Here is a 935-nt window from a genome sequence, read left to right as displayed (position 1 = left end):
CATTCTCAGCAAAGCTACGAATGGCTGCCAACGGATTATTCAGCTCATGGCTGATGCTCGCTGACATTTGACCGAGAACTGCCAGCTTAGCCGCTTGAATCCACTCATCTTGGGTCAAACGCAGTGTTTGCTCCGTTTCGGTTCGCTGCGCAATTTCAGCCTGCAACTCTGCTGTTCGTGCCATGACTTGAAATTCTAACTTCTGATTCGCTTCTTGTTGGATTCGTTCTAACTGCAAATGACGTTGTTGGCGGTGATAAATCAACTGGCCAATCAAGAACAAAACCGTAAAGGCCAACGTAAGCACAACGATATAGCCCATCGTAACCCAAACGATGGATTGTTTTGGCGAAAGCACACGAATCGTTAGCTTTAACTCAGGTAAAGGCAGTGAAGAGACAACCAGTGTCCCTTTATTGTAGGGGGAGCCTTGTTTCAGTTCAGAATTTGGCGCATTCAAGTTGCCGACAAAGCCCAATGTCGTAATCGGTGTGTCGAGATATTGTCTACTCGTCCAAACTTGCTTTTTATCTGCATCACTTAACGGTTGTAGGCTTTTGAATAGCCAATCCTGCCGGCTGCTCATAAAGACAATATTGTGAGGGTCGCTGGCGACGAACACGCTGTCAGGTTGTTGCCAGTTATCTTCAATTTTACTCAAGTCCATTTTTACGACCACGATTCCCAACACGCCGCCAGCATAAATTATTGGATATGAGTAGTAATAGCCACGTTGGCCGGATGTTGAGCCCAGAGCGTAATATTGGCTGCTTTCACCGCTGATGGCTTGTTTAAAGTAAGGTCTAAAAGCAAAGTTGCGTCCAATAAAAGAGCGCTTTTTACGCCAGTTACTTGCTGCAATAGTCGTGCCCCATTGGTCAATCAAATAAGTGTCTGCCGCTTCAATAACGTTGTTCACCGATTCTAGATAGCGA

Annotated in this window: 1 protein-coding gene; it reads right to left on the bottom strand. The window is 45.8% G+C overall.

The window, feature by feature from the left end:
* Window positions 1–935: histidine kinase dimerization/phospho-acceptor domain-containing protein (locus R7Z50_RS25355; protein WP_411979514.1), on the bottom strand; the 935-nt coding region annotated here is incomplete at both ends.

The organism is Vibrio sp. 1249-1, from assembly GCF_033340495.1.
Note: the sequence above shows the minus strand (reverse complement) of the source record. Positions and strands in the feature narration are given on the sequence as shown.